The sequence below is a fragment of the Bartonella sp. AP3QHHD genome (genome assembly GCF_042195765.1).
Classification (GTDB): Bacteria; Pseudomonadota; Alphaproteobacteria; order Rhizobiales; family Rhizobiaceae; genus Bartonella.
On sequence record NZ_JBHIPC010000083.1, the window covers coordinates 1 to 2837 of the forward strand.

The window sequence follows — 2837 nt, forward strand, 5'->3', positions numbered from 1 at the left end:
ATTCGAACTCATCTTTATCTCCTTAATGCTGTAAAGTTTCTCCGGTGTGATCAACACCGCAGCTCTTGCAAATTTTCGACAATGGGGGGTGTTGCTCTTGCATTAATCTCTGCAAGCGCTCGGGATAAAAAAAATCTTCTGGACGCAAATCTATCCCATGCTCACGTGCATAGTTCAAAAGCATAATTTGGTATTTAGCTGGAATGATGCCGCCTTTACCCTCTCGCTTTTCAAAAGGGTAAGCCCATTTTCTAATTACAATAACATTGCGATTAACGATATTAGCAACTTTTTTATACCCACCTAGATACTCAATTATGAGTTTTGCGGTTTTCGTATATGTTTTTATCATAGCGATAAAAATACGATATCAAAAATATTTAGTCAATACGAAAAACGTATCATTGTATTTTTTATATTGTAAGGACTTTAAAAATAAGGAATAAACTTAATTATGATTAGGCAAAAAGAGCTAAAAATTTGGATAAAAAAAGAGCTTGATAAAATGGGACGAGGGAGCCAAGCCAAGCTTGCCGCCTATCTTGGTATAAGAAGACCAGCTATATCCAATATGATTAATCTTAATACAAATAGGGAAATGAGAGATATTAAGGCAGATGAGTTAGTTAAAATTATGGAGTTTTTTAAAGATTCTTCACCTATTTCTGGACCTTACTCTGATGATTTTCTTTACTTATATTCACAAGCGAATGATTCTGAAAAGAAGATTGTCGAGGATCTTTTAAAATCTCTGCTCGCAGCAAGAAATTCATAAAAGCTTTTTTTTCACATTCGGTTAATTTATTTAGCATGATGGATAGCTGCTTTTCTTTTATATTTTCTATCATAAGCACCTCATTAACATTAATGATAATAAACAAAATCGAATAGATTTATAAAAATAAAAATACGTTTTTCGTATTTTATCTATTGACACATCGTTACGAAAAACGTATTAATTACTCCATATCTTAGAAAATAACTTTTGCCAATAGGCAGTATGGAGGCATTTGTGAATAAACCAGTGTTTATAAATTCTGATGAAATTCTCTTAGTGATGTGCGAAAATGAAGAGCAAAATCTCGCTAAATCTGGTCCTTTCTTAGAAGAAAGTGACATGATCAAATTTATCGACCAAGCCGATAATGCTGTCCAAATTTTGCGTATTGAACCAACGACTAATCGTTGCGAAGATATCTCTGAAGATATTGCCGAATTCTATCTTAAAGAATGTGAAGAGCAGTGTTTCAACGGAAACATTCCTCACGATTTTATTCTACACAGCACAGCATACGGTTTTTTTTTAGATGATATAAAACAGCGCGAATATGATGATGCAATGTATGGTTCTTACGAACAACAACACCGTTTGCGTCCTTGTGATGTGCTTTAAAAGCTAAAGGCGTTTTTAAAAGACGCCACCTTTTCAAAAAATTCACCACACAATGCAATGCCGTTCTTTTGCAAGAACGACAAAGGCAGAATCTAACTTAAAGGAGTAAAACCATGGAAAAAAAATACGAAATGACTGATGAAACAATCGAAGTTGGGGGCAAAACTCTCCACCGCATTCGTGCATTGAGAGACTTTGGAAGAGTCAAGAAAGGTGACGTTGGTGGTTTTATTGAGCATGAGGGTAATTTATCACATGATGGCAATTGCTGGGTTGGAGATAGTGCAAAGGTTTTTGGGAATGCCAAAGTCTATGCCAATGCACTAATCCAAGATTGTGCATTGGTTTATGATAACGCAACAATTTTCGATGATGCACAAATTTTGAGTGGTGCACACATTTTCAATCATGCAAAAGTTTACGGTAATGCCCGTGTTCACGTACTTGCAAAAATTTATGGGAACGCGAAAGTGTACGATAAAGCTTCTGTTTCTGGTAGTGCACGAATATACCATGATGCAAAGATTGGCGGTAATGCAATAATTTCAAAGAACGCAGNGTGCACGAATATACCATGATGCAAAGATTGGCGGTAATGCAATAATTTCAAAGAACGCAGAAATTTTTGACGATGCTTGTGTTTTTGAATCCGCATGTATTGCAGATGATGCACGTGTTTTTGGAAAGGCTAAGGTTTATGGCGATGCCGCAGTCCACCAAGGTGCACATGTTTCTGAAAAAGCTAAAATTGGCGGTCAAGCAGAAATCTCTGGAAATGCCCGTGTGTTTGGTGGTGCACTAGTTTGCGAGAATGCCAAAGTAACCGGAAATACAAAAGTATCTGGAAATGACACTGTTTTAAGATAAGGGCATGAGGCAATAAACCATGGAAAAAAAATACGAACTTACTGATGAAACAATTCAGTTTGATGGATACCTTACGCTTTACCGCATACGTGCATTAAAAGATTTTGGTGATGTTAAAGCAGGCGACCTTGGCGGCTTTGTAGAGTATGAAGACAATTTAAGTCAAAAAGACGATTGCTGGATTTATAATGATGCCAAGGCGTATTGTTGTGCCAAGATTTACGATAGTGCTAAGGTTTATGATAAAGCACAAATTGGTGATTGTGCCGAGATTTTTGGCAATGCAAAAATTTATAATAACGTCAAAATATATGATGGACATATTTTTGGACACACACAAATTTATGGAAATGTGATTATTTATGCCGATTCAAGAATTTATGGCAATGTAAAAATTTATGATAATTCAGAAGATTGTAAACAAACTATGACCGCCCAGAACGGCAACTCTTCAACAAAAGACGACATTCCTTTCTAGCAACACAAACCAACTTTTAACACCAGCGTGATTCACGCCACGGGTGAATTGCGCGCAATGTAGGAAATCAAGATGAGTGAACAAAACACTAACCTAATA

At 36.1% G+C, this 2837-nt stretch carries 6 protein-coding genes; 5 read left to right on the forward strand and 1 reads right to left on the reverse strand.

The features are described 5' to 3' along the window. Positions 1–22: 22 nt before the first annotated feature. Entirely contained in the window at positions 23–352 is a 330-nt protein-coding gene (locus tag ACFIL7_RS04950; RefSeq protein ID WP_375683413.1) for a hypothetical protein, read from the reverse strand. A gap of 102 nt (positions 353–454) precedes the next feature. On the opposite strand from ACFIL7_RS04950, the gene ACFIL7_RS04955 reads away from it, so the two are divergent. The 5 genes from ACFIL7_RS04955 to ACFIL7_RS04975 all read left to right on the forward strand — a co-directional run bounded on the left by ACFIL7_RS04955 (position 455) and on the right by ACFIL7_RS04975 (position 2738). Beyond that, a complete protein-coding gene (locus ACFIL7_RS04955; RefSeq protein WP_375683414.1) occupies positions 455–775 on the forward strand; it encodes an XRE family transcriptional regulator in 321 nt (106 codons plus the stop codon). A gap of 237 nt (positions 776–1012) precedes the next feature. After that, entirely contained in the window at positions 1013–1393 is a 381-nt protein-coding gene (locus tag ACFIL7_RS04960) for a hypothetical protein (RefSeq protein WP_273791750.1), read from the forward strand. Between the two features lie 113 nt (positions 1394–1506). Continuing rightward, positions 1507–1971, forward strand: a complete 465-nt coding sequence (locus ACFIL7_RS04965; protein WP_375683415.1) for a hypothetical protein — start codon at positions 1507–1509, stop codon at positions 1969–1971. Between the two features lie 205 nt (positions 1972–2176). Continuing rightward, entirely contained in the window at positions 2177–2260 is an 84-nt protein-coding gene (locus ACFIL7_RS04970) for a hypothetical protein (protein ID WP_375683416.1), read from the forward strand. A 19-nt stretch (positions 2261–2279) separates the two neighbouring features. Then, the gene (locus ACFIL7_RS04975) at positions 2280–2738 is read left to right on the forward strand and encodes a hypothetical protein (protein WP_375643720.1); all 459 of its coding nucleotides are present in this window, start codon (positions 2280–2282) and stop codon (positions 2736–2738) included. The last annotated feature ends 99 nt before the right edge of the window (positions 2739–2837 follow it).

Bases quoted from the DNA above. Each gene is read 5' to 3' on its own strand.
- ACFIL7_RS04955 (WP_375683414.1), top strand. From the start codon at position 455: ATGATTAGGCAAAAAGAGCTAAAAATTTGGATAAAAAAAGAGCTTGAT.
- ACFIL7_RS04975 (WP_375643720.1), top strand. From the start codon at position 2,280: ATGGAAAAAAAATACGAACTTACTGATGAAACAATTCAGTTTGATGGA.
- ACFIL7_RS04950 (WP_375683413.1), bottom strand. From the start codon at position 352: ATGATAAAAACATATACGAAAACCGCAAAACTCATAATTGAGTATCTA.